This is a genomic window from Microbispora sp. CA-102843 (genome assembly GCF_050936215.1).
In the GTDB taxonomy this organism is placed as follows: domain Bacteria; phylum Actinomycetota; class Actinomycetes; order Streptosporangiales; family Streptosporangiaceae; genus Microbispora.
The window spans coordinates 6,605,305-6,624,398 of record NZ_JBNJNF010000001.1 but is presented as its reverse complement, the minus strand read 5'-3'; the positions used below and the strand labels follow the sequence as shown (position 1 = coordinate 6,624,398).

The window sequence follows — 19,094 nt, the reverse complement described above, 5'->3', positions numbered from 1 at the left end:
GGCCTTGGTGAGCTCCGCCACAATGATCGCGAAGAGGAGTCCGGCCGAGCGGGGAGCGCGTCATGACGGAGCAGGCACCCGGCGGGTTCGACGTCACCCGGCCCAACGTCGCCCGCATGTACGACTACTACCTGGGCGGCAAGAACCACTTCCCGCCCGACCGCGCGGCGGCCGAGCGGATCATCGAGCTCTCGCACGGGTACGTCAGGGAGGCGGTGCGGGAGAACCGCGCCTTCCTCGGCCGGGCCGTGCGCTACCTGGCGGCCGAGTGCGGTATCCGCCGGTTCCTCGACCTCGGCGCCGGGCTGCCGACGCAGGGCAACGTCCACGAGATCGCGCTGGAGGAGGCCCCCGACTCGTTCGTGACGTACGTGGACAACGACGCGGTGGTGGCGGCGCACGGGCGGGCGCTGCTTGAGGGCGATTCCCGGGTGAGCTTCCTGCAGGGCGACATGCGCAGGCCGAAGGAGGTCCTCGCCGCGGCGGGGGAGGCGGGCTTCACCTTCGACGGGCCCGTGGCGCTGCTGCTGGTGTCCTGCCTGCACTTCGTGTCCGACGAGGAGGACCCGGCGGGGCTGGTGGCCGCCTATCGTGACCTGCTTCCCGCGGGCAGCCACATCGTCGTCTCCCACGTCTGCTCCGACCTCCTGCCGGAGGAGATGGCGCAGGCGGGCGCGGTCTACGGCAACGCCAACGCGCCCTTCGAGGCCAGGCCCGGCGCGCAGATCGCCCGGTTCTTCGACGGGTTCGAGCCGGTCGAGCCGGGGCTGGTCCCGCTGAACGAGTGGCGGCCCGGTGACGACCCGCTGCCGCCGCGCGGCGGCTTCCTGCCCGTGCTCGGAGGCGTCGGCCGCCGACCCTGACAGTGGTCACGGCCGGTCCGGCTCGTTAGCCTTGGGATCCGAATACGGAACATCATTCGGTTACTGGTGGGTTCACGCGCGGAAGGACAAGCGGATGCGGATCGGGATGGCCCTCAACTACTCCGGGGGCTTCAAGGAGACCGTCGCCGAGCTGGCCGACTACGAGAAGGCCGGGCTCGACATCGTGTTCGTGGCCGAGGCGTACAGCTTCGACGCCGTCAGCCAGCTCGGTTACATCGCGGCGAGGACCGAGCGGCTGCAGATCGCCTCGGGCATTCTGCCGATCTACTCCCGCACGCCGGCCCTGCTGGCCATGACGGCCGCCGGCCTCGACTACGTCTCCGACGGGCGGTTCACGCTCGGCATCGGCACGTCGGGACCACAGGTCATCGAGGGCTTCCACGGCCTGCCGTACACCGCGCCGCTGGGCCGCACCCGCGAGGTCATCGAGATCTGCCGCAAGGTGTGGCGGCGCGAGCGGCTGGAGTACGCGGGCAAGCACTACACGCTGCCGCTGGAGGGCGGCACCGGCCTCGGCAAGCCGCTCAAGCTGATCAACCACCCGGTGCGCGAGCGCATCCCGATCGTGATCGCGGCCATCGGCCCGAAGAACGTGCAGCTGGCCGCCGAGCTGGCGGAGGGCTGGGAGCCCATCTTCTTCGTGCCCGAGAAGGCCGGCGACGTGTGGGGCGCGTCGCTGGCCGCCGGACGGGAGCGCCGGGACCCCGCGCTCGGCGAGCTGGACGTGATCGCCCAGGCCGTGCTGGCGATCGGCGACGACGTCGGCGACGTGCTGGAGCTGGGCCGTTCCATGGCCGCCCTGTACATCGGCGGCATGGGCGCCAAGGGCAGGAACTTCTACAACGACCTGGCCCGGCGCTACGGCTACGAGAAGGAGGCCGAGCAGATCCAGGACCTCTACCTGGAGGGCAGGAAGAAGGAGGCCGAGGCGCTGGTGCCCAGGGAACTGCTGGAACGGATGTCCCTGGTCGGCCCCGAGGGGCACATCAGGGAGAGGCTCGCCGCGCTGCGCGAGGCCGGGGTCACCACGCTCAACGTCGCCCCCATGGCCCACACCCACGAGGAGCGGGTCCGGCTGATCGAGAAGATCCGCGACCTGGCCGCCTGACCGCCGCCGTCCGGACCCCGCGCCCCGCCACCTGCCAAACGACGCCGGGCGGTGGGACGCGCGGGGAGGGGCGCCAGGAAATGCCCCGGCGGTAGAGTCCGTCCGTGACCGATACAGCAGGGACTCACGCCACCGAAACCACTGATACCGGGACCACTGGCGCCGAGACCACTGATACCGGGGCCGCGGCGATCCACGCCGCGCGCCGCACGCGGCTGGCCGGGGCGCTGCGCGAGCACGACGCGGCGGCGGCCCTCGTCACCTGGCCGGTCAACGTGCGCTACCTGACCGGCCTGACGAGCTCCAACGCCGCCGTGCTCGTCACCGCGACGGGCGAGGCCGCGCTCGCCACCGACTCGCGCTACCTGGAGACGGCCCAGGCGGTGTGCGCGGGCGTCGAGGTGATCGAGGACCGCGACGTCGCCGGCGCCCTGCTCAAGCGCGGGCCGGGCGCGGCGCGGGTCGCGGTGGAGGCGGACCACATGCCGGTGGGGCTGTTCCAGCGGCTGTCCGCCGAGCACGCCGGCCTCGGTCCGGTCGGCGGTCTCGTGGAGGCCGTCAGGGCCGTGAAGGACGAGGGGGAGATCGCGGCGCTGCGGCGCGCCTGCGCGATCACGGACGAGGCGTTCTCCCTGGTCGTGGAGCGCATCGCCCCCGGCGTCACCGAGCGGGAGATCGCCCGGTGGCTGGAGGCCGCCATGGTCGAGCTCGGCGCGGACAAGCCGGCCTTCGACTCCATCGTGGCGAGCGGCCCCAACGGCTCGATCCCGCACCACTCGCCCTCCGACCGGCCGGTCGAGCGGGGCGACCTGGTGACCATGGATTTCGGCGCCCGTTACGACGGCTACCACGCCGACATGACCCGCACGGTCGCGGTGGGCCCGCCCGCCCCGTGGCAGCGCGACCTCTACGACCTCGTACGGCAGGCCCAGCGCGCGGGCCGCCACGCCGTACGGCCGGGGGCGACGGCGCACGAGGTGGACGCCGCGGCGCGTGACGTGATCGCGGAGGCGGGCCACGCCGAGCGGTTCGGCCACGGGCTGGGCCACGGAGTCGGCCTGGAGATCCACGAGCTGCCGTTCCTGGGCCCTGGCAGGACCGGTAGACTAGAGGATCGAGTTCCGATCACTGTCGAGCCGGGGGTCTATCTCCCGGGCAGGGGCGGTGTGCGCATCGAGGACACGCTTGTGACGCGTGGTGACGGGCCGGAGCTTCTCACACTGACGACCAAGGAGCTGCTCGTCCTGTAGGGCAGCCGCACGCGGGAGACGCTACGTGGCGACGACGAACGACCTGAAGAACGGACTCGTGCTCAAGCTCGACGGTGGGGAGCTGTGGACCGTTGTCGAGTTCCAGCACGTCAAGCCGGGTAAGGGCGGCGCGTTCGTCCGCACCAAGCTCAAGAACGTCATGTCCGGCAAGGTCGTCGACAAGACCTTCAACGCCGGCGTGAAGGTCGACGTGGCGAACGTCGACAAGCGGGACATGCAGTACTCCTACCTCGACGGCGACGACTTCGTGTTCATGGACACCGAGACCTACGACATGGTCAACGTCCCGCGCGAGGTGGTGGGCACCGCCGCCAACTACATGCTGGAGAACACGACCGCGACCGTCGCCTTCAACGAGGGCAACCCGCTGTACGTCGACCTCCCGGCGGCCGCGGAGCTGACGATCTCGCACACCGACCCGGGCCTGCAGGGCGACCGCTCCACCGGCGGCACCAAGCCCGCCACCCTGGAGACCGGCGCCGAGATCAAGGTCCCGCTCTTCATCACGACCGGCGAGAAGGTCAAGGTCGACACTCGCACCGGCGAGTACCTCGGTCGGGCCTGACGTGTCGGCTCGGGGGAAGGCCCGCCGCCGCGCGCTGGACATCCTCTTCGAGGCCGAGGCCCGGCAGGTGAGCCCGCTCAGCGTGCTCGCCGAGCGGGTGGAGCGGGCGGACCCGCCGGTCAACGAGTACACGTCCTTCCTCGTCGAGGGCGTGGTCCGGCACCTGGAGCGCATCGACGAGCTGATCTCGACGTACGCCGAGGGCTGGACCCTGGAGCGCATGCCGGCCGTGGACCGCAACGTCCTGCGCGGTGGGACCTACGAGATGCTGTGGTCGGAGGAGGTTCCGGAGGGCGTGGTCATCAGCGAGTGGGTGCATCTGGTCGCGGAGCTGTCGACCGACGAGTCGCCGCAGTTCGTCAACGGACTGCTGGCCCGCTTCAAGCAGCTCAAGCCCTCGCTTTCGCTCTGACCCCACAGCCCTCGGCCCGGCAGCCCCACAGCTCCGAGAGGCCGGCGGCTCCGAGAGGCCCGACAGGGAGGCCGCAAGTGCGTGACGCCACACGCCGCGCCGTCGTCTGGGAGGCGCTGCGCGCGCTCCTGGCCGAGCGGACGGCCGCCACCGGGCGCGACACGCTCGACATCGTGGACGCCGGCGGCGGCACGGGCGGTTTCGCCGTGCCGCTGGCCACGCTCGGACACGCCGTGACCGTGGTCGACCCGACCCCCGACTCGCTGGCCGCGCTGGAGCGCCGCGCCGCCGAGACGGGCGTCGGCGTGAAGGGCCTGCAGGGCGACGCCGCCGACCTCGGCGACCTCCTGGAGCCCGGCAGCGCCGACCTGGTGCTGTGCCACAGCGTGCTGGAGTACGTCGAGGACCCGGCGGGCGCGCTGGCCGCGGTCGGCGGCATCCTGCGGCCGGGCGGCGTGGTGAGCGTGCTTGCCGCCAACTCGGTCGCCGCGGCCGTCCACCGCTCGCTGGCCGGCCACTTCGACGAGGCGCGCCGGGTGCTGTCGGACCCGGCGGGCCGCTGGGGCGACCGCGACGCCACGCCGCGCCGCTTCTCCCGCGAGACGCTGAGCGCGCTGCTGGCCGGTGCCGGGTTCACCGTCGGCGAGGTGCACGGCGTGCGGATCTTCGCCGACCTCGTCCCCGGCATGCTCGCCGAGAGTGACCCCGACGGCCTCGTCGCGCTGGAGCGGGCGGCGGCGACCCATCCCGTGCTCCGCGACGTCGCCACCCAGATCCACGTCATCGCCTACCGCGAGTAGAAACAATGTTCGGATAGTGCGATGGTCGGGTAGGGTGACCTCATGTCCCGGAACCAGCTGCTGCCTCGGGATCCGTCGCCACCGCCGGACGGTCCGGTCGACGACAGCGGCTGCCCCATCCTGCACGTGGACATGGACGCCTTCTACGCCAGCGTCGAGCTGCTCGACCGCCCGGAGCTGCGGGGCACACCGGTCATCGTCGGCGCCACCGGCGCGCGCGGCGTCGTCCTCAGCGCCACCTACGAGGCCCGCAGGTTCGGGGTCCACTCGGCGATGCCGATGACACGGGCCCGGCGCATCTGCCCGCAGGCCACGGTCATCCCGCCCCGCCACGCCAAGTACGCCGAGGTGTCCCGCGGCGTCATGGAGCTCTTCCAGGCGGTCACCCCGGAAGTGGAGCCGATCGCCTCCGACGAGGCGTTCCTCGACGTCGGCGGGGCCCGCCGCAGGCTCGGCAGCCCCGCGGCCATCGCCCGGATGATCCGCGCCCAGGTCGCCGAGCGATACGGCATCACCTGCTCGGTGGGGGTGGCGAGCACGAAGTTCGTGGCCAAGCTCGCCTCGCGCCAGTGCAAGCCGGACGGCCTGCTCGTTGTCCCGGCCGACCGGGTCGTGGAGTTCCTGCACCCGCTGCCCGTCGCCGCCCTGTGGGGCGTGGGAGAGCGCACCGAGCAGGCCCTCGTACGGCTCGGGATCCGCACCGTGGGGGACTTGGCCCAGGTGCCGGTGACGACGCTCCAGCGCGAGTTCGGCGCCGTCGGCGCGCACCTGGCGGCCCTGGCCTGGGGGCGCGACGAGCGCCGGGTGGTGCCGCACGCGCCCGACAAGAGCATCGGCAACGAGGAGACGTTCCCGCACGACGTCGACGACCCCGAGACGATCAGGCGTGAGCTGCTGCGGCTGTCGGAGCGGGTCGCCGCGCGCCTGCGCTCCGGCGGGCACGTCGGCCGCACGGTCAGCGTCAAACTCCGCCGATCCGACTTCACGACCATCACCCGGTCGCGTACGCTGCGCGAGGCGACCGACGTCGCGAAGGAGATTTTCGACACATCATGCGAGCTCTACGAAGCCGCCGGGCTGGAGCGGGTGAGGCTGCGGCTGGTCGGCGTGCGCGTGGAGAACCTGATTCCGGCCGCCGCGGCGACGCGTCAGCTGGGCCTGGGGGAGCGGGAGACCGGCTGGCGGGAGGCCGAACAGGCCATGGACCGGGCGGCCCGCCGCTTCGGTCCGGACGCGGTGAAACCGGCATCGCTTGTTCGGCGTCCGTTTGGTCCAATAGGTCCATGACGTCACCTCCGGTTTGGACCGCGTTGGACGTTTTCTTTCGCCTACGTCTGAGGCCTCGTATTCTGGGGATAACCGACCGCGAGGTTCGGACACCCCGTGTCGTCCGTTGCCGTCTTCCCCTGAATGGGGCCGTCCTTGGGAGGCGCCGTGCCGCTGTCTGAGCACGAGCAGCGCTTGCTCGACCAGATCGAGCAGGCCCTCTATGCCGAGGACCCGAAGTGGGCGAACACCGTACGGATCAGCGATCCGCGCAGCCACTACAAGCGCCGCCTGGTGAAGGCCTCCATAGGCTTCGCACTCGGCGTGGTCCTGCTGATGGTCGGCGTCGTCGCGGCCCAGATCTGGCTCGGTGCCGCCGGCTTCGTGGTCATGCTGGCCACCTGCCTGTGGGGCCTGTCGAGCTGGAAGCGCATGAACGGGTTCGGTGACTCCCCGCCGTCCCGCAGCCGCGGCCGCCGCCCCCAGCGCCAGAGCTTCATGGAGCGCATGGAAGAGCGCTGGCGCCGCCGCCACGACGAGCACTGATCCCCATCTGAGCCACCGCCGGTGGGCCCGCGAAGCGGGCCCACCGAGTCGTCTGCGGCGACCGGCGCTTTTCCCCCGCGTCGCCTGCGGCCGTTCGCCGGCCGCGTGCGCCGCCCCGCCTGCCCCGGCCCCGCGTCGTCCGGCTGCCGGGGGTCGACCGATTAGCGGCGGGCGCCGGTCAGGGTCCGCTCCCTCCCGGAATCGCCGGCTCCGGCCGGTGCCGCGCCGGGACCCTCCGGCGTCGCGGCCGTCCCGCCGGGCCGTGCCCGCCAGAGCCGGGGCCGCAGTCCCTCCAGCCGGTCGAACACGTCGAGCGCGCCCTCGCCGGCCGCCCGCACCCGCAGCAGGACGGACATCGGGGCCAGCACGGCCCCCAGGCGCCGCCACCGTGAGGCTTTCGGCGCCAGATCGCGCCTGATCCGGCGCAGGTCCGCCGGGACGGGTCCCGACGCCGAGGGCGTGGGAGCGTACCTGAGCCGCTCCTCGGACGTGACGACGCGGGCGAGCGACTCGGCGGCCTGCGGCCCGGGCGCGTACCGCTCGGAGATCCGGCGGCCGAGCGCGCGCGGCGTCTCGCTCGGCTCCCCGGCCATTCCCAGGTCGGTGAGCATGTCGCGCAGCTCGGCCCAGGCCGCGTGGCCTCCCGTCGCCGTCCGCGTCAGCCGGCGAAGGCGCCGGCGGCGCACCACGAGCCGCGCGGCGGCGGGCAGCAACAGCAGCGCGAGCGCGGCGGCGGCACCGATCCCGATCTTGACCGCCGCGGGCGTGCCGGGGTCGGCCGCGATGGCCGTGCCGTCGAGGTCGCGGTCGAGCTGGCGCGGGTTCGGCCGGGCCGGCCCGGCGCTCTGGCCGGCGTCGTCCTGCTCATCCGACGACGGCCCGTCGGACGGGCCCGCCGAGGGATCGGCCGTCGGCGTGACGGGCAGCGAGTACGTCGGCACCTGGGCCGTGCCCTGCCCGGCGGCCCCGGCGGGGGTGGGCTCGAACCGCAGCCAGCCGATGCCGTCGAAGAACAGCTCCGGCCACGCGTGGGCGTCGTGGGTGCGGACCGCCCACACATCGTCGATCTTGGTGCCGCCCGTGTAGCCGATCGACACCCGCGCCGGGATGTTGAGCAGACGCGCCATCACGGCCATCGCCCCAGCGAACTGCTCGCAGTAGCCGGTGCGGTCGCGAAGCAGGAAGCGGGACAGCGCCTGCGCGCCCGAGCCGGACGCGCGCACGTCGTAGGTGAACCGGCCGGCCCGGGTGAACCACTCCTGCAGTTCGACCGCGGCCTCGTACGGCGTGGCGGCGTCGGCGGTGACCCGGCGCGCGAGGGCGGCCACCCGGGGGTCGAGCCCGTCGGGCAGCTGCAGATAGCGGTCGCTTTCCGGGAGCGTCACCGCCGTCCGCAGCTCGGTCGTGGTGGGCTCGGGCTCCTCGGTCACCACTCGATACTCCAGCCCGGCCGCCTCGTCGGCGGTGGAGAAGACCATGAGCGAGGACCGGTCGGCGCGCCAGTCGCCGTCCACGTCCACCTGCCGGGCCGGGTACGGCAGCGGCAGGAAGTTGAGCTTGTCGATGTCATCGCTCATCGTGACCCGCATCTCGGCCCGCTTCACCGACACCCCGGGACGGAGCCCGGGAGCGGGCGGCAGCGGCCCCTCCGACACGCGGTCCTCCACGAGCCCCCGCAGCGGGGCGAGCGTCCACTTCGTCCCGTCGAAGATGTCGAGCGAGTAGATCCGCAGGTAGCGCGGCACGTTGTCGCTGCTGGTGTAGGTGAGCACGGTCGCGTTGCTCTGCTGCCTGAGCTGGCCGCCGAGCTTGGCGATGGCGTCGGGGATGCCGATGTTGCCGCCGCCCCCGCCCAGGCCGTTGCCCACGCCGAAGCCGAACAGCGGATCGGGGGAGAGCGCCGGCAGCACCGCGGGCACCAGGACCGCCAGCGCGATCGCCGTCACGCCGATGCGCTTGCCGGACAGGGCGAGCCGCTCGGTGTCGGGGGCGGCGCCGCGCGCGGGGCCCGAGGAACGGCGCACCACCACGACCCGGCCCCAGCGGCTCAGCCGCTCCCGCCCGTCGGCGACGAGCAGGCCGATGTAGCCGAACGCCGCGATGACGAACGCGATCCACCCGATCGGGTCGGTGACCACCGCCGCGGGCACGGTGAACAGGGCGAGCAGCGGCAGCCCGGCCAGCGCCGCCCGGCGTAGCCGCACCGCGAAGACGTCCACGAGCAGGGCGATCAGCGCCACGCCCGCCGTGGTGAGCAGCGTGATGCCGGGGTTGTCCGGCACCGGGGCTGCGTACCGCTGGATGTCGTCGAACCCGGAGCCGATCAGCTCGGCGAGCCGGACGAGCGAGTCTTTGGTAGGGACAATCCGCAGCCACGCCTCCTCCGGCGTGAAGACGAACGTCAGGTAGAGCAGGACCGCCACGGGTGTCACGGCGGGCGCCACCCACGGGCGGGCGCCCAGGCGGGAGGCCACCACCCCGGCCACGGTGGTGACGAGGATCGCCCCCACGCAGGACCAGAACCAGGATCCGCCCTCGAAGAGCGGGTAGAGCGTGATCGTGACGGCCGCCGTGGCCAGCCCCGCCGCAACCGGCAGTTTCATCGCTTCTTACCTTCCGTCACGCCGGAGCGGCCGGTTCAGGCCGCGCTCCTCTTGTTTCCGGCCTGCGGCCACACGTCGGCGAGCGAGGCGCCGGCGGGCAGGTCGAGCACCCGCCACCCGCTGCCGGTCAGCACCGACCGCGCCGCCCGCGCGTTCTCCGCGGCGACGTCGTCCCAGGAGGCGCCGTCCCAGGACGCGAGGTCGAGCAGGACCGCGACGGCGGTCACGCCCGGGCGCCTGAGCTGGGCGAGCGCGCGGACCTCCTCCGGGTCGAGCGCCCCGAGGACCGCGATGATCAGCCCGTCCCCGCCGCCCTGCCGCAGCGCGCCGACGCCGTGCTCCAGCGAGCGCGCCGTGCTCTGCCGGATGACGGCGAGCGTGTCGAGCAGCGACCACGACTGGCCGGTGTCCACCACGTGCCGCGCGCCCTGGTCGGTGACCAGGCGCAGGGCGAGCCCCTCCGCGGACAGGTGCACGCCGATGGACGCGGCGGCCGAGACCGCGACCTCGAACGACGAGCGCGGCCCCTCGCCCCGGTGGGCGTGCCTGCGGGTGTCGAGCAGCAGCGCGCCCCGGCTCTGCAACTCCTGCTCCTCGCGCCTGACCATCAGCTCGCCGTGCCGCGCGGTCGAGCGCCAGTGGACCCGGCGCAGGTCGTCGCCCTGGCGGTACTCGCGGGGTGCCACGTCGTCGTCGCCCGCCGCCGCGACCGACCGCGTACGGCTGTCGCCGCCGCCGCTGTGCTCGCCCGACAGGCGCACCGGCGGCAGCGGCACCACCTCGGGGGTGACCACGAGTGTGTCGGTGATGGTGAACGAGCGGGTCAGCTCGACCAGCCCGAACGGGTCGGCGATCCGCACCGAGAGCGGCCCGATCGGGAAGCGCCCGCGCAGGTCCGAGCTCACCTTGTAGTCGATCTCCCGGACTCCGCGCGACTCCATCCGGTCGAGGACGAACCTCGGCCGCGTGCCCAGCGCGTACTGCAGGGTGTCCTCCACCAGCAGCAGCCCGGTGGGCAGCCGGGTGACGTTCTCCAGCCGCAGGGTGACCGTGCTCTCCTCGCCGGCCTGCACCCGCGCCGGGCTGAGCCGCCTGGCGGAGGCCAGACGGTAGCGCGTGCGCGCCACGACCATCGACGCGATCAACGGCATCGCGATGATCAGCACGGCCACGCGCAGCAGGTCCTGCTCCCCGAGGACGAGGGCGCACAGCAGGGCCGCCACGCCGGAGGCGAGGAACGAGCGTCCCCGCGGGGTCAGAGCCTTCAGCCCGATCATGGGCCCTCCGTCACTTGCTCACTGTCACATCGCCGGGCGCGTGCCCGGCTCACTCGCGTCCGCTACTTGGCGTCGGGGACGGGGACGCGCCGCACCAGCTCGCCGACGAGCTGTTCGGGATGGCGGCGCTGCCCCTGCGCCTCCAGGCTCGGCAGCAGGCGGTGGGCCAGCACGGGGACGGCCAGGTCCTGCAGGTCGTCCGGGATCACGTAGTCGCGGCCGGACATCGCGGCGTGGGCCCGCGCGCTGCGCACCAGATGGAGGGTGGCCCGCGGGGAGGCGCCCAGCCGCAGGTCGGGGGAGTTCCTGGTGGCCGCCACGATGTCGACGGCGTAGCGCTTGACCGGCTGGGAGACGTAGACGGCGCGGACGGCCTCGATCAGCGCGGCCACCTCGGCCGTGTTCGCGACCGGCTCCATCTTGTCCAGCGGCTGGGAAGCGCCGTGCACGTCGAGCATCTCCAGCTCGGCGACCGGCTCCGGATACCCCATCGCGATCTTGGCGGTGAAGCGGTCGCGCTGCGCCTCGGGGAGGGGATAGGTGCCCTCCATCTCGATCGGGTTCTGCGTCGCGATCACCATGAACGGCGACTCCAGCGCGTAGGTCACGCCGTCGACCGTGACCTGGTGCTCCTCCATGCACTCCAGGAGGGCGGACTGCGTCTTGGGGGAGGCGCGGTTGATCTCGTCGCCGACGACGATGTTGGCGAAGACCGGTCCGGGCTTGAACTCGAACTCGCGCGTCTGCTGGTTGTACGCGCTGACCCCGGTGATGTCGCTCGGCAGCAGGTCGGGGGTGAACTGGACGCGCTTGACCGGGCAGTCGATGGAGCGCGCCAGCGCCTTGGCGAGCATCGTCTTGCCCACGCCGGGCACGTCCTCGATCAGCAGGTGGCCCTCCGCCAGGAGCACGGTGAGAGTGAGGCGGACGACGTCGCTCTTGCCCTCGATCACTGATTCGATCGAGTTGCGGATCCGGTGGGCGGTGTCGATCAGATCCTCGAGCCGAGCTGAAGCATCGGTGACGTCGGGAGTTACTGCCACCAGGCCTCCATGAAGGTGCGTCCCCGAGAATGGGGCGATAAACGTTCCTTTTCCATTCTGTGTACTGACCCTATGTCCCATGTGGTTCTACGGCGACTTTGTCCGGAAATCCGGGTGAACTGCCCACAGTGTTGTGGCATCTCTTCACGGTCGCGTGGCGCGCTCGTCCGAATCCCGTGACACATGAACCCCGGGGCGCCCCGGCGCGCTCCACTTCCCCCCACCGGTTTCCTCCACCGGCCCCCGCCCGCCGCCGGGAACCCCGTACGCGCCGTGGTTTCCGGGGCGCCGACACGCCCGTGCGAGGGCCGGGGGGCGCCGCGGCGCCCCACTCCGACCCACCCCATTTCACCTGCGGAAACGCCGCCGATTTTGAATGCCGACGCGCTCGGAATCAGTTGACGGTGGGGAGAAGTGGAGTATGGTGGTGCGCAGTGGAGGGCAGGGGCTATAGCGCTTGAGCGCTCCACAAGGCACAGGAGGTGGGTCCGGTGTTCCTCGGCACCCACCACCCGCGCCTCGACGACAAAGGACGGCTGTTCCTGCCGGCGAAGTATCGCGAGGAGCTGGCGGAGGGTCTGGTGATCACCAAAGGCCAGGAGCGCTGCCTCTACGTCTTCCCCGTAGAGGAGTTCCAGCGCATCACCGAGGCCCTGCGTACCGCGCCGGTGACGGCGAAGGCGGTCCGCGACTACAGCCGTGTCTTCTTCGCCAGCGCGTCCGACGAGGTGCCCGACAAGCAGGGACGCATCACGATTCCCCAGACGCTGCGGCGATACGCCGGGCTGGAACGTGACTGCGTCGTGATCGGCGCCAACACGCGGCTGGAGATCTGGGACGCCCAGGCATGGGACACCTACCTGGAGGCCCAGGAGCAGGCATTCTCTGATCTGTCGGAGGAGGTGCTGCCCGGGATTCTGTAGATCGGTCCATTCTTTTGATCAATTGACCCGTCGGTGACGTTCGGCGAGGTCTCCACCCGCTCCCATGTGGCAGCTGATGCACCTTCCCCGGTGTCAGACGCCACGGCCGGCGACGCGGATGGGGACCTGGCCGGACGGGTCGGTTCCCCGGGAACCGGCATGGGTGGGGGTCCGTTGGGTAGTCACCGGCGGCACAGCCGCGAATCCGCGAGTACTGCGGCGTAAATGGGGGTTGGAAGCGTTGTCGCAAGAGCCCGGTCAGCCGGGTGGTCACGTTCCGGTCATGCTCGATCGCGTGCTGGAGTTGCTCGCTCCGGCGTTGTCCGGACCGGAGCCGGTGGCCGTGGACGCCAACCTCGGTCTCGGCGGGCACGCCGAGGCGCTCCTGGCCGCCCACCCCTCCCTCCACCTCGTCGGCATCGACCGCGACCCCACCGCCATCGAGCGCTCCACCGCCCGGCTCGCGCCGTACGCGGACCGGATCACTCTGGTGCGCGCCGTCTCCGACGAACTGGCCGACGTGCTCCGTGACGCCGGACGGCCCCGCGTGAACGCCGCGCTGTTCGACCTCGGCGTGTCCTCCCCTCAGCTCGACGAGGCCGAGCGCGGTTTCGCCTATTCGTACGACGCCCCCCTCGACATGCGGATGGACCGCGAGCAGGAGCTCACCGCCGAGCGCGTGGTGAACACGTACTCCGCCGCGGACCTCATCCGCATCCTGCGCGACTACGGCGAGGAACGCTTCGCGGCACGCGTCGCGAACCTCATCGTCAAGGAGCGCGCCAAGGACCCCATCACCAGCACGAAACGGCTTGCCGACCTCGTCCGCGCGGCGATACCCGCCGCCACGAGGCGGACCGGGGGCAACCCGGCGAAGAGAACGTTCCAGGCGCTGCGCATCGAGGTGAACGGAGAGCTGTCGGCGCTCGAGCGCGCGCTCCCCGCCGCGCTCGGCGCGCTGGCGCTGGGCGGGCGCGTGGTCGTGCTCGCCTACCACTCCCTGGAGGACCGGCTCACCAAGCGGGTCCTCGCGGCGCGAACCAAGGACACCAGCCCCCCCGGGCTGCCCGTCCCCCTGGAGGCTCACCAGCCCAGGTTCCGCCTTCTGACGAGGGGAGCGGAGCTCCCGGACGACGAGGAGGTGGCCCGCAACCCGCGGGCGGCCTCGGCCCGCATGCGGGCGGCAGAGAGGATCCGCGAGGGATGAGGACAGAGCAGGAGAGCAGGAGGGCGGCCGGGCGCACGGCCGTGCCGCCCCGCGTGCCCGGCCGCACGCCGGGCCGGACCGCCGCGACGGCGGGCGAGGCAGGCGCCGCTCCGGAGAAGCGCCGCGTCCGCCCCGGCGCGCCCACCGCGGGCGACGACCGCTCGCGCGAGGCCGTCCCGGCTCCCCGGCCGGGCGCGGACGGCCGTCCCCGTCGTGAGGCGGCCCCGGCTCCCCGGAAGGCTCGCACGGACGCGCGCCGGGGTGAGGCGGCTGCGGCCGCCCGTCCGGGTGGCGCGCCGGCGGCGTCCGCGGGATCCGTCACGGCCCCGAAACGCGACGGCGCCCGGACGCGTACGGCCGCCCCTGCGACTTCCACCCCCGCCACTTCCGGCACGGCCACGTCCCGCACGACCACATCCCGAACGGCCACGTCCCGCACGGCCACCCGCCCCGCGCCGTCCCGCGAGGCCCGGAGCCTCACCGAGGTCGTGCCCGCTCCGCGGCGCGTCCGGCGCGGCAGCGCGGAAACCCGGCCGGCGGCGCCCCCGCGTGTCACAATGGCGCGGCGGGCGTTCCGGCGGCCGCCGCGTGCGCCGTTCGTGCTGCTCGTCGTGGGCCTCATGTGCGGCGGCCTGGTGACCCTCCTGCTGCTGAACGTGGTCCTCTCGCAGGACTCGTTCAGGCTGAGCGACCTGCAGTCGAGCATCGACGAGTTGCACGAGCAGGCCGCGGAGCAGGAGAACCAGCTCCGCCAGTGGACGCAGCCGAACGCGGTGCAGGAGCAGGCCGCGGCGCAGAACCTCGAACCCGACACGTCCGCGCCGAAGTTCATCGACGCGGGCGGCGGCGCGGCGGCGCAGGAGCAGGCCCAGAAGGAGGGCACGGACCGGTGAGAGACAGCGGCCGGAACCCGGGTCCCGGCCGCGGCGGTCCAAGCGGGCGAGGCGGTGGCCAGGGCCCGGGCGGTGACAGGAGGAGCCCGGGCTCGCCGGGGCGGCCGTCCCGGCAGGACGGGCCGCCGAGGCCCGGCCGCCCCGCCAGGCCGTCCGATCCCGGACCTGACGACGCCGCGGGCGGCCCGGCCAGGCGCGGCCGGGCCGGCGGTGCCCCGGAAGGCGGCGGCAGGCAGGGCGGCGGCAGGCAGGGCGGCGGCCGGGCGGACGGCGGTAGGCCGGACGGCGCACGCGACGCGGCGGCCGGGCGTGACGACGCCAGGAACGGCCGCACCGGCGAGTCTCCCGGGAAACGCCGGTCCGCGCCGCGCACACCCGCCCCACCCGCAGGCACGACGCGAAGGGGCGAGTCCGGCGTGCCCGGCGGCGGCCCGCGCCGCGTCGTCGCGCAGCACCCGGCCCCCGGCGAGGGGCGTTCCGCCGGCCCTGGAAAGTCCGGCGCCCCTGGAAAGTCCGGCGCCCCTGGAAAGTCCGGCGCCTCCGGAAGGTCCGCCGCTTCAGGAAAGTCCGGCGCTTCCGGGAGGACCGGCGCTCCCGGCAGGCCCGGTGCCCAGGGGACACCTAATGCCCCCGGAGACGGCGCTTCGGCGAAGGCAGGAGCCCCGGGCAGGACCGGCGCGCCGCGGCCCTCCGCACCGGGAGCACCCGGCGCGACCGGCGCGGGCCGTCCCCGTGCCGGAGGCGTCCCGCCGCGCCCCCAGCGTGCGCCGGGTCCGCAGCGCTCGCCGGGTCCGCAGCGCTCGCCGGGTCCGCAGCGTTCTTCGGGTCCGCCGGGCCCGCCGCGTCCGCCCGCCGTGCTCCGGCTGGGCAACCCCTCCCGGCGGCTGAGGGCGGCGCTGGTGGTGATGGCGATCGTGCTGTCGCTGTTCGCCGGCCGGCTGGTTCAGCTCCAGGGCTTCGACTCCAAGGTGCTCCAGGCGAGGGCCGCGGAGCAGCGCGTACGGCCCGAGACGCTGCCGGCGCGGCGCGGCTCGATCACCGACGCCGGCGGCCACGACCTCGCCGTGACGGTCGAGGCCAGGGAGATCTACGTCGACCCCAAGGACGTCGACCCGGACAAGCGCGACCTGGTCGCCACCACGCTGGCGCGGGAGCTGAACAAGCCCAAGGAGGAGATCGCCGCCGCGCTGGCCAAGACCACCCAGCGGTACATCCCGCTGGCCCGAGACATCGAGCCGCCGAGGGCCAAGCGCATCATGGGCTTCGAGCTCAAGGGCGTGGGCATGAAGGAGACCTACCGCCGCCTCTACCCCGGAGGCTCGCTCGCGGGCGGCCTGCTCGGCTTCGTCGGCGTCGACGGCAGGGGCCTGGAGGGCCTGGAGAGCGCGTACGACGACATCCTGGCGGGCAAGGACGGCAAGCAGAGCGTCGAGCTCGGCGCGAACCGGCAGCGCATCCCGATGACGCGCAGCCAGCGCGAGGCGCCGGTGCCCGGACGGGACGTGCGCCTGACCATCGACAGGGACATCCAGTGGGCCGCGGAGCAGTCGCTGGCCCGGCAGGTCCGCGCGACGGGGGCGCGCAGCGGCAGCGTGATCGTCATGGACGTACGGACCGGCCAGATCCTCGCCATGGCGAACGCGCCCCAGGCCGACCTCAACGACTGGCAGTCGGCCCCGGCCGAAGACCGCGCCAACCGCGCGGCGTCCGAGGTGTTCGAGCCGGGCAGCACCAACAAGGTGATCACGGCAGCGGCGGCGATGGAGGCGGGCGCGGTCACCCCCGACACCGTCTTCCGCGTGCCCGACCACATCCAGTGCGCCGACCGGCAGCTCAGGGACGCCCACCCGCACAAGGCCGAGCCGCTGACGTTCACCGGGATCCTCGCCGAGTCGAGCAACGTCGGCACGATCATGGTATCCGACAAGATCTCCAGTGAGCGGCTGTATGACATGTTCCGGTCCTTCGGATTCGGCGCGCGCAGCGGGTCGGGGGTCCCCGGAGAGCAGGCCGGCCTGCTGCCGCAGTGGCAGACGTGGTCGGGCAGCCAGCGCTGTACGATCGCCTACGGCCAGGGCATCTCGGTCACCGCGCTGCAGATGGCCAGCGTCTACCAGACGATCGCCAACGGCGGAGTGCGGATGGCCCCCTCGATCGTGGCGGGCACCACCGACGCGCACGGCGCGTTCGTCCCCAGCCCCGCGGCCAAGGGCGCACGGGTGATCGGCGAGACCACCGCCAGGCAGATCGCGCTGATGCTGGAGGCCGCGGTGGGCCGCGAGGGCACGGGAGAGGAGGCCTCGATCGAGGGCTACCGCGTCGCGGGCAAGACCGGCACCGCCATGCGGTACGACGAGAAGTGCGCGGGATACTGCGGGTACACCGCCACGTTCGTCGGCTTCACCCCCGCGGACCAGCCCCGGCTGATGGCCCTGGCGGTCATCCAGGACCCGAAGAAAGGCCACTACGGCGGCGCCGTCGCCGCCCCGGTGTTCAAGGACGTCATGACTTTCGCGTTGAAGAACAGGAAGATCCCCCCGACCGGCACGAAGGCGCCCACGATGGTCCTTCGCCCGTCGGAGTGACGGCGGCGTGACCGGAGCCGGAGCGGCCGGGGCCGGAGTGGCCGGGGTGAGCGGCGGAGGGGGGTACGCTCTCGCCGTGCGTTCCCCGTCGTCCATGCGTCCCGAGACCGCCCAGGCCCGTCCGCTGTCCGCGCTGGCGTCCCTGCTCGGCACGTCGTCGGCCGTCCCGTCCCCCGGAGCGCGGGCGGTCCGCGGCACGGTCACCGGCATCACCCTCGACTCGCGCCGGGTGCGGCGCGGCGACCTGTACGTGGCCGCGCCCGGCAAGGCCCGGCACGGCGCGGAGTTCGCCGGCGACGCCCTGGCCTCCGGCGCGACGGCGATCCTGACCGACGAGGAGGGCCGCGACCGGGCCGTCGCCACCGGGCTGCCGGTGCTCGTCGTGCCCGACCCGAGGGCGGTGCTCGGACAGGTCGCCGCCTGGGTGTACGGCAAGCCGGCGGCCGGCATCTCGCTCATCGGCGTCACCGGCACCAGCGGCAAGTCCACCTCGACGTTCCTGCTTGAGGCCGGCCTGCGGGCGGCGGGCCACCGCACCGGCCTGGTCGGCGGCGTGGAGATCCGCGCGGGCGACGTGCGGTTCACCCCCGAGCTCACCACTCCTGAGGCGACCGACCTGCAGGGGCTGTTCGCGCTGATGCGCGAGCGGGGCGTGAGCGCGGCGGCCATGGAGGTCTCCAGCCACGCCCTGGCCCTCGGCCGCGTGGACGGCCTGTTCTACGACGTGTCGATCTTCACCAACCTCTCCCAGGACCACCTGGACTTCCACCGCGACCTGGACGACTACTTCGCGGCCAAGGCGCGCCTGTTCACCCCCGAGTTCAGCCGGGCGGGCGTGGTCAACATCGACGACGCCCACGGAAGGGAGCTGGCCGCCACGGCCAAGATCCCGATCACCACGTTCTCCGCCACCGGGGCGCCGGAGGCCGACTGGCGCGCCGAGGAGGTGCGTCTCGGCGCGGCGGGCAGCGCGTTCCGCCTGGTCGGTCCCGGCGGGGTCGAGGCCGAGGTGTCGGTGGCCCTGCCCGGCCCGTTCAACGTGGCCAACACGCTCGGCGCGCTGGTGGCGCTGGTGGAGGCCGGGGTCCCGCTGCAGGCCGCCGTGACCGGCGTCGGCGAGTTCGCCGGCGTGCCGGGCCGGATGGAGCGGGTGCCGGGCGCGGACGACGTCCAGGTGATCGTGGACTACGCGCACAAGCCGGGCGCGGTGGAGTCGGTCCTGCGCTCGCTGCGCGCCGTGCTGGACGACGGGCCGGGAGGCCGCCTGGTGATCGTGCTGGGCTGCGGCGGCGACCGCGACCGCGGCAAGCGCCCGATGATGGGCGAGGCCGCCGTCCGCCTCGCCGACCTGGCCGTGTTCACCAGCGACAACCCTCGGACGGAGGACCCGCTCGCGATCCTCGGCGCGATGCTGGAGGGCGCGTTGCGGGTACCCATCCAGGAGCGGGCCCACGTGGTCGTGGAGCCGGACCGGGCGGCCGCCATCCGTCTGGCCGTCGGCGGTGCCACGCCCGGAGATGTGGTAGTTGTGGCCGGCAAAGGACACGAGCAGGGGCAGTACGTCGGGGGCGAGGTCATTCCCTTCGACGACCGCGAGGTGGCCGCTGCGGCCATCGCCGAGCGGAGCCGGGCGCGGCGGGCGGCGCGGAAGGCCGCCGATGCGTGAGCCGATGCCGGGCCGTGCCCTGGCGGCCGAGTTAGCGACGCGAAA

Annotated in this window: 16 protein-coding genes; 13 read left to right on the top strand and 3 right to left on the bottom strand. The window is 73.2% G+C overall.

All coding sequences use genetic code 11. The annotated features are described in order from the left end of the window. Nucleotides 1-62: 62 nt before the first annotated feature. The 8 genes from ACQEVJ_RS30675 (at nucleotide 63) to ACQEVJ_RS30640 (ending at nucleotide 6,852) form a co-directional block, all read left to right on the top strand. Entirely contained in the window at nucleotides 63-863 is an 801-nt protein-coding gene (locus ACQEVJ_RS30675) for an SAM-dependent methyltransferase (RefSeq protein ID WP_433107036.1), read from the top strand. Between the two features lie 94 nt (nucleotides 864-957). Continuing rightward, on the top strand, nucleotides 958-1,992 hold the full coding sequence (locus tag ACQEVJ_RS30670) for an LLM class F420-dependent oxidoreductase (RefSeq protein ID WP_433107034.1): 1,035 nt from the start codon (nucleotides 958-960) through the stop codon (nucleotides 1,990-1,992). 104 nt (nucleotides 1,993-2,096) lie between these two features. After that, complete coding sequence (locus tag ACQEVJ_RS30665; protein ID WP_433107032.1) at nucleotides 2,097-3,242, top strand: aminopeptidase P family protein; 1,146 nt, start codon at nucleotides 2,097-2,099, stop codon at nucleotides 3,240-3,242. Between the two features lie 25 nt (nucleotides 3,243-3,267). Next, nucleotides 3,268-3,828: an elongation factor P gene (efp, locus tag ACQEVJ_RS30660; protein ID WP_433107030.1), complete on the top strand. Its 561-nt coding sequence runs from the start codon at nucleotides 3,268-3,270 to the stop codon at nucleotides 3,826-3,828. A gap of 1 nt (nucleotide 3,829) precedes the next feature. Further along, nucleotides 3,830-4,240 (top strand): transcription antitermination factor NusB, encoded by a 411-nt coding sequence (gene nusB / locus ACQEVJ_RS30655; protein WP_433107028.1) that lies wholly within the window; start codon nucleotides 3,830-3,832, stop codon nucleotides 4,238-4,240. A 77-nt stretch (nucleotides 4,241-4,317) separates the two neighbouring features. Continuing rightward, nucleotides 4,318-5,040: a methyltransferase domain-containing protein gene (locus ACQEVJ_RS30650; protein ID WP_433107027.1), complete on the top strand. Its 723-nt coding sequence runs from the start codon at nucleotides 4,318-4,320 to the stop codon at nucleotides 5,038-5,040. Between the two features lie 42 nt (nucleotides 5,041-5,082). Next, nucleotides 5,083-6,327, top strand: coding sequence for a DNA polymerase IV (locus ACQEVJ_RS30645; RefSeq protein ID WP_433107025.1), 1,245 nt, complete (start codon nucleotides 5,083-5,085; stop codon nucleotides 6,325-6,327). A gap of 147 nt (nucleotides 6,328-6,474) precedes the next feature. Further along, nucleotides 6,475-6,852: a DUF3040 domain-containing protein gene (locus ACQEVJ_RS30640; protein WP_433107023.1), complete on the top strand. Its 378-nt coding sequence runs from the start codon at nucleotides 6,475-6,477 to the stop codon at nucleotides 6,850-6,852. Between the two features lie 161 nt (nucleotides 6,853-7,013). On the opposite strand, the gene ACQEVJ_RS30635 is transcribed toward ACQEVJ_RS30640, so the two are convergent. The 3 genes from ACQEVJ_RS30635 to ACQEVJ_RS30625 all read right to left on the bottom strand — a co-directional run bounded on the left by ACQEVJ_RS30635 (nucleotide 7,014) and on the right by ACQEVJ_RS30625 (nucleotide 11,775). Continuing rightward, on the bottom strand, nucleotides 7,014-9,455 hold the full coding sequence (locus ACQEVJ_RS30635) for a transglutaminase TgpA family protein (RefSeq protein ID WP_433107021.1): 2,442 nt from the start codon (nucleotides 9,453-9,455) through the stop codon (nucleotides 7,014-7,016). 35 nt (nucleotides 9,456-9,490) lie between these two features. Continuing rightward, nucleotides 9,491-10,732: a DUF58 domain-containing protein gene (locus ACQEVJ_RS30630; protein ID WP_433107019.1), complete on the bottom strand. Its 1,242-nt coding sequence runs from the start codon at nucleotides 10,730-10,732 to the stop codon at nucleotides 9,491-9,493. A 62-nt stretch (nucleotides 10,733-10,794) separates the two neighbouring features. Continuing rightward, on the bottom strand, nucleotides 10,795-11,775 hold the full coding sequence (locus ACQEVJ_RS30625) for an AAA family ATPase (protein WP_433107017.1): 981 nt from the start codon (nucleotides 11,773-11,775) through the stop codon (nucleotides 10,795-10,797). A gap of 491 nt (nucleotides 11,776-12,266) precedes the next feature. Between ACQEVJ_RS30625 and mraZ the strand changes: the two genes are divergently transcribed. The 5 genes from mraZ to ACQEVJ_RS30600 all read left to right on the top strand — a co-directional run bounded on the left by mraZ (nucleotide 12,267) and on the right by ACQEVJ_RS30600 (nucleotide 19,049). Then, nucleotides 12,267-12,698 carry a division/cell wall cluster transcriptional repressor MraZ gene (gene mraZ / locus ACQEVJ_RS30620; RefSeq protein WP_079318531.1) on the top strand — a complete coding sequence of 144 codons (432 nt, stop codon included), beginning with the start codon at nucleotides 12,267-12,269 and terminating at the stop codon, nucleotides 12,696-12,698. 283 nt (nucleotides 12,699-12,981) lie between these two features. Continuing rightward, nucleotides 12,982-13,905 (top strand): 16S rRNA (cytosine(1402)-N(4))-methyltransferase RsmH, encoded by a 924-nt coding sequence (gene rsmH, locus ACQEVJ_RS30615; protein ID WP_433107015.1) that lies wholly within the window; start codon nucleotides 12,982-12,984, stop codon nucleotides 13,903-13,905. Further along, nucleotides 13,902-14,798 (top strand): hypothetical protein, encoded by an 897-nt coding sequence (locus ACQEVJ_RS30610; protein ID WP_433107013.1) that lies wholly within the window; start codon nucleotides 13,902-13,904, stop codon nucleotides 14,796-14,798. The genes rsmH and ACQEVJ_RS30610 overlap by 4 nt, the downstream gene beginning before the upstream one ends. A gap of 854 nt (nucleotides 14,799-15,652) precedes the next feature. After that, nucleotides 15,653-17,383: a peptidoglycan D,D-transpeptidase FtsI family protein gene (locus ACQEVJ_RS30605; RefSeq protein ID WP_433107011.1), complete on the top strand. Its 1,731-nt coding sequence runs from the start codon at nucleotides 15,653-15,655 to the stop codon at nucleotides 17,381-17,383. A gap of 94 nt (nucleotides 17,384-17,477) precedes the next feature. Beyond that, nucleotides 17,478-19,049 (top strand): UDP-N-acetylmuramoyl-L-alanyl-D-glutamate--2,6-diaminopimelate ligase, encoded by a 1,572-nt coding sequence (locus ACQEVJ_RS30600; RefSeq protein WP_433113058.1) that lies wholly within the window; start codon nucleotides 17,478-17,480, stop codon nucleotides 19,047-19,049. The last annotated feature ends 45 nt before the right edge of the window (nucleotides 19,050-19,094 follow it).